This is a genomic window from Stenotrophomonas sp. P5_A9 (genome assembly GCF_056400525.1).
Genome location: NZ_JBFULC010000114.1, coordinates 1 through 5,532, shown reverse-complemented (window position 1 = coordinate 5,532; position 5,532 = coordinate 1). Strand labels below are relative to the sequence as shown.

3 protein-coding genes are annotated in these 5,532 nt (G+C 61.6%); all 3 read right to left on the bottom strand.

Going from position 1 to position 5,532, the window contains the following annotated elements; genetic code table 11:
- The coding region (locus AC1DR7_RS19895) for a condensation domain-containing protein (protein WP_478076642.1) at positions 1-1,732 on the bottom strand (1,732 nt) is incomplete at its 3' end.
- 60 nt (positions 1,733-1,792) lie between these two features.
- Positions 1,793-2,644, bottom strand: a complete 852-nt coding sequence (locus AC1DR7_RS19890; RefSeq protein ID WP_478076641.1) for a cupin-like domain-containing protein — start codon at positions 2,642-2,644, stop codon at positions 1,793-1,795.
- Positions 2,641-5,532, bottom strand: a 2,892-nt coding sequence (locus AC1DR7_RS19885) for a non-ribosomal peptide synthetase (protein WP_478076640.1), incomplete at its 5' end; no start/stop codon positions are given. The genes AC1DR7_RS19885 and AC1DR7_RS19890, both read right to left, overlap by 4 nt.

Here is a 5,532-nt window from a genome sequence, read left to right as displayed (position 1 = left end):
CATAGGCACCGCCGGCCTTGAGGATGGCGACCAGGCCGATGACCATTTCCGGCGAACGGTCCACGCAGATGGCAACCTGCACGCCGGGGGCGACACCTTGATCACGCAGATGCCTGGCCAGGCGATTGGCCTGCTCATTGAGCTGGCGATAGCTGAGGGTATGTTCCTGGAAGCGCAGCGCGATGGCATCCGGGGACTCGGCGGCACGGGCCTCAAACAGCTCATGGATGCAGCGCTTGGCCGGGTATGGCGTGGCGGTGGCATTCCAGTCGACCAGAATCTTGTACCGTTCCTCGGCTGGCAGCAACGGCAGCGCATCGACAGACTCGCCGGCGTTGGTTGCCATCGCCGACAGGATCGTTTGCAGGTAGGTGCCGATACGTTCGGCGGTGCTTCGGTCGAACAGCGCCGTAGCGAAGTTCAGCGACCCGGCCAGGCCATCTCCGCGCTCGCCCAGGTTCAAGGTCAGGTCGAATTTGGCAAATGGCGCAGCCTTGTCGAGCGGCTGCACCGCGAGGCCGGCCAGCGACAGGTCGGCATGTTCCATGTCCTGCCACGACAGCATGACCTGGAAGAGCGGCGAATGCGCGAGGCTACGGGGCGGTCGCACCATCTCCACGATCTGCTCGAATGGCAGGTCCTGGTGCTGCTGGGCTTTCAGAACGACTTCGCGCACGCGTTGCAGAAGCTCCTCGACATTGATCGTGCCCGAGGTATCGATCCGCAGCGCCAGCGTATTGACAAAGAATCCGATCAGCCCCTCCAGCTCCTGCCGGGGCCGATTTGCGGTGGGTGTGCCGATGATCAGATCGGGTTGACCGGACAGTCGCGACAACAGCACCGACCAGGCGGCCAGCACAGTCATATACAAGGTTACGCCGCACTGTTGGCTAAGTGCCTTCAGGCGTGCAGTCAGATCGGGCTCGATTGCCAAGGGCAGTGTGTCGCCGGAAAAATCCTGGGCCGTGGGCCGACGCCGATCAGTGGGCAACTCGAGCAGCGTTGGTGCGCCAGCCAGTTGCGTGCGCCAGTAAGCGGCCTGCTCGATAAGAGCATCGTTGGATAGCCAGCGTCGCTGCCAGGCCGCATAGTCGGTGTACTGCAACGGCAGGGCCGCGAGCCCGGAAGGTCGGTTGTTCACGAAGCCGGCATACAGCGCCTGCAACTCGCGGAACAATACGGTGCCCGACCATCCATCGGATACAATGTGATGCATGTTCAGCGCCAGCACGTGATGCTCGGCTCCGAGCTGTACCAACCGTGCGCGCACAAGCGGGCCCTGGCTCAGATCGAAGGGACGCATCGTCTCTTGGTCAAGCAGGTTGGATAGCGCTGCCTCAGCATCGGCCGCTCCGCGGAGGTCGTCGCTTGCAAACGGGAACCCAGCCTCGGCTGGCTCGATGCGCTGCTTCGGCGTGCCGTCGACAACGACCAGCGACGTGCGCAGGGATTCGTGGCGTACCACCAATGCGTCCAGCGCCTTGCGCAGCGCGGCAACATCCAGGTGACCGCGCAGCGCCAGTGCCAATGGGATCGTGTAGGCGGCGCTGGCTCCCTGCATCTGCGCAAGCAGCCATAGACGTTGCTGCGCATACGATAAAACGCTCAGCGCACCGGCTTCCCGCTCCAGCGGTGCAATGGCGGGAAGGCGGATCGGCTTGTCGGCCCCTCGGTTACGCAGCTCGGCCAGTTCGGAGAGCGTCAGCTTCCTGAGCTTTTCGGTAATTGACATCTGGATTTCCCGTCCATGTGAGATTGCAGAATGCGAAATTCGGGCGCTACAAAAGAAGTTCTAGGCGAGGCCGCCCAGATAGGCGAGCATGTCCCGATCGAAGTTGTTGTGCGGATTGGCGACTTCGCGCCGGTACGGCTCGGCATGTTCTTCGTGGACAAAGTTCCAAGTCACCGAGATCGAATCGGATATCGAAGTGACGTCATGGAACCAGGAGCCCGGAATGAACAGGATCTCGCCAGGACGGAGCACGTCCTCAAAGGTGGGCTCGATCAGGTTAAAGTCGGGGAAGCGATGCGGATCAACGGCCTGCGGGTCGACATAACCTTGAGCATCCATGAGCTTGTCGGCATGGCTCGGCGCATAGAAGGTCAGGCGCTTCTCAMCGTAAAACTGGCACAGCACCGCATCGGTGCCGAACGGGTCGCGGTGTAAGCGCGTGCGCCCGCCGCGACCACTGATGAACAGCCCCTTGTAGGGGAAAAGACCGGTGACGGGTGAACGATGGCCACCTTTGGGCACGCATGGCAGAACGAAGCCATCACACGGGAAGAACGCCGGGTGATCCCAATCCTCGGCCAGGACCTCGAAGAGAGTATCTGCCCAGGTGAAATCGACATCCTTGAAGCGCACGTAGGCACGGACATACTCGTTGGACAGAATGCTGGCCGACTTGCCGAAGTTGTTGTCCAAGTAGTCTGACAGCGTTTCGATGTTCTGCAGCGCAAAAAGATCATCGTAGACCTGTACTTCCATATCACCGCATTTCTGCTTGAGATAATCCGGTCCCCAGCGCATGAGAGCTGGCCAGCCATGCATCGCATCGGTCACGATGACTGGCTCGCCGGACTGCAGGTGGTCACTGACAAACGCCTCTGGCGTCACTGCCGATTTCCTGACGATGGTCTTCACTTGGTTTCCCGCTCAGTAATGTCTGCGATCAATGCCTCGATCTCCCCGGAAGGTCCCAGTCGAGCGTAGATGCCCATCAGGATGCTTTCTGCAAAGTCAGCCAATGTCGGGTGATCGAATACGGTCGCCAGGTCCAGTGGCAGGTCAAGCTCATCCTGCAGCCGGCCAAGCATTCTTGCCGCCATCAGCGAGTGCCCGCCGAGCTCGAAGAAATGGTCGTGCCGACCCACGCGTTCCACCGACAGTAGCCCTGCCCATATCCGCGCTACGAGTTCCTCCACCTCACCCCGTGGCGCCTCGTAGGTACGCACTGCACGTGCCTGCCGATCGGGCACTGGCAGCGCATCGCGGTCCAGCTTTCCGTTGGCGGTAAGCGGCAGCGTTGGCAGCAGTACGAATGCGCTCGGCAGCATGTACCCGGGCAGCACCTGGGCGAGCTCGTGGCGAAGCAGCAGTGCCGAGAGCTGGGCGTTGCGCCTGGGAACCACATAGGCCACCAGCTCCATGTCGTCTGCGCCATCGGCGCGCGCAATGACCGCAACGTCCTGCACCCCCTCCACACGGGCCAACTGCCCCTCGATTTCCGCAAGCTCGATCCGGAAGCCGCGCAACTTCACCTGGAAATCGTTACGTCCCAGGTACTCGATGCTGCCATCGATCCGCCAGCGGCCCATGTCCCCGGTTCTGTAGACCTTTCCTGCTGACAAATCGAAGGGGTTGTCGATGAAGCGCGCTTGGCTCAACTCCGGTTGGTTGAGATACCCGCGTGCGACCTGCGGGCCACCGATCAGCAGCTCGCCAGTCATCCCGATCGGTACCGGCTGGAGGTGCTGGTCGACGATATAGATGCGGGCATTGGTGACCGGGCGACCGATCGGGACCAGACTCGCGGCGGGATCGAAGTCGGCGCTGGCATCGAAGGTGGTGCAACCGACCACGGCTTCTGTCGGTCCGTACTCGTTGACAATACGAGTACGCGGCGCCAGTTCGCGCCACAGCGCCACGGTCTGCACGGGGAGTGCCTCGCCGCCGACCACGAAGCAGCCGACGTGGATCAACTGTCTCTCGCGCCGCAGGCGCTCGCCCAGCAGGTGGAGATGCGATGGGGTGATCTTGACGAGGTCGATGTGATCAGGGGCGCTGAGGATAGTTGCCAATTCGTCCTGGCTGCCGCTTTCCCCCAACAACAGTGCACGGCCACCGCTCAGCAGCGGAAGGTAGAGGCTGGTGATTGTCGCGTCGAATGTGATCGGCGAGGAGACCAGTGAAACCATCGGGGCCCTGCACCGGTATTCCTGCAATGCCCACTGCAGGTAGCAGGAGAGGCCTCGATGCTCGACCATCACCCCCTTTGGCTGGCCGGTAGACCCGGAGGTATAGATCACGTAAGCCAGATGCCGGTCGGTCAGGCCACTGTCAGCACGAGGAATGTTGCTGGAAGGCTGCGCGGCCAGCTCTGCGTCCTTGTCCAGCTCCAGAACCTGCAGTCCGCTGTCCGGCAGCAGCGAACGGACCGAGGAATGTGCAAGTACGCATTGGGGCTCACTGTCGCTCAACAGATAGGCCAGTCGTTTCGCCGGCAACACCGGGTCAATGGGCACGTACGCGGCCCCCGCCTTGAGCACGCCCAACAGGGCAGCCAACATCTCGATGCAGCGCGGCATGAAGAGGGCCACACGCTGGTCGGGGGCAATGCCGGCGCCCCGCAACAGGTGTGCAATGCGATTGGCGCGTATGTTCAGTTCGTCATATGTAAGCGCCTGTCCATCGCATTCAACTGCAATCGCGGCGCCGTTGAGATGGACCTGGTCCTCGAATGCTTCATGGGCCAACCGGGAAGGCATCTGGCTGGAACCGCTGGCGCTGAAGCGTGAAGTCACGATTTCATGTTCCTCGCACGGCAACATTCGCATCTGCAGTGCCGGAAGTGATGCAGACCCGACCATCGACTGCAGTGTTTCCTGCAGGTAGGCGCGGTGTCGCTGCATGGTGGCTGCGTCATAGAGCGCGGTGGCGTAATTGAGGCTGCCTTCGATGAGATGTCCCTGTTCGCCGAGGGTGAGCTCAAGATCGAACTTGACCTGGTTCGATGGCTGCGGAAGGAGCTGGACGCTCACGTGAGGAAGGGTGATGACAGGTTCGCGCGTGTTCTGGAGAGTGAACAGAACCTGGAAGATCGGGCTGGCATCACGCCTGCGTGCCGGCTTCAGCGTCTCGACAACAAGGTCAAATGGAACGGATTGGTGCGCCTGTGCCTGCAGCGAGGTGTCCCGGATGCGGGCGAGCAGTTCCGCGATCGTTGGCTTGCCATCGAGTTTGATGCGCAGGGCGAGCATGTTGACGAAGAAGCCTGTGAGTGGCTCGATCTCAATACGGTMACGATTGGCCGACGGGCTGCCGATGATGATGTCGTCCTGGCCGGAGAGGCGGCAGAGCACGATGCTCCACGCAGCCAGCAGTACGACATGCAATGAAGTGTTGTGCGTGAGCGCCAGTGCCTTCAGGCGGGCGGTGAGCGCCGCGTCGATGGAAATCGGCACGGACGCGCCGACCGTGGATTGAAGTGTTGATCGAGGCCGATCGGTGGGCAGGGACAGAAGCTGGGGAATCCCTTCAAGTTGGCTGCGCCAGTATTCGAGGTGGCCGTCCAGGCGCTCCCGCGTCAGTTCCTTGTGTTGCCACGCTGCGAAATCCGGGTACTGGATGGATAGCGTCGAAAGGAGTGGCTCTCGACGCTGCAGCTTGGCTGCGTAGAGCTCGCAGAGCTCCTGTGCAAGGATTCCGAGCGACCAGCCATCGGAAATGATGTGGTGTTGGGAGAGGATCAGCAGGTAGGATTCATCCTGCACCTGGATCAGCCGCGACCTGATCAGCGGACCTTCCGCCAG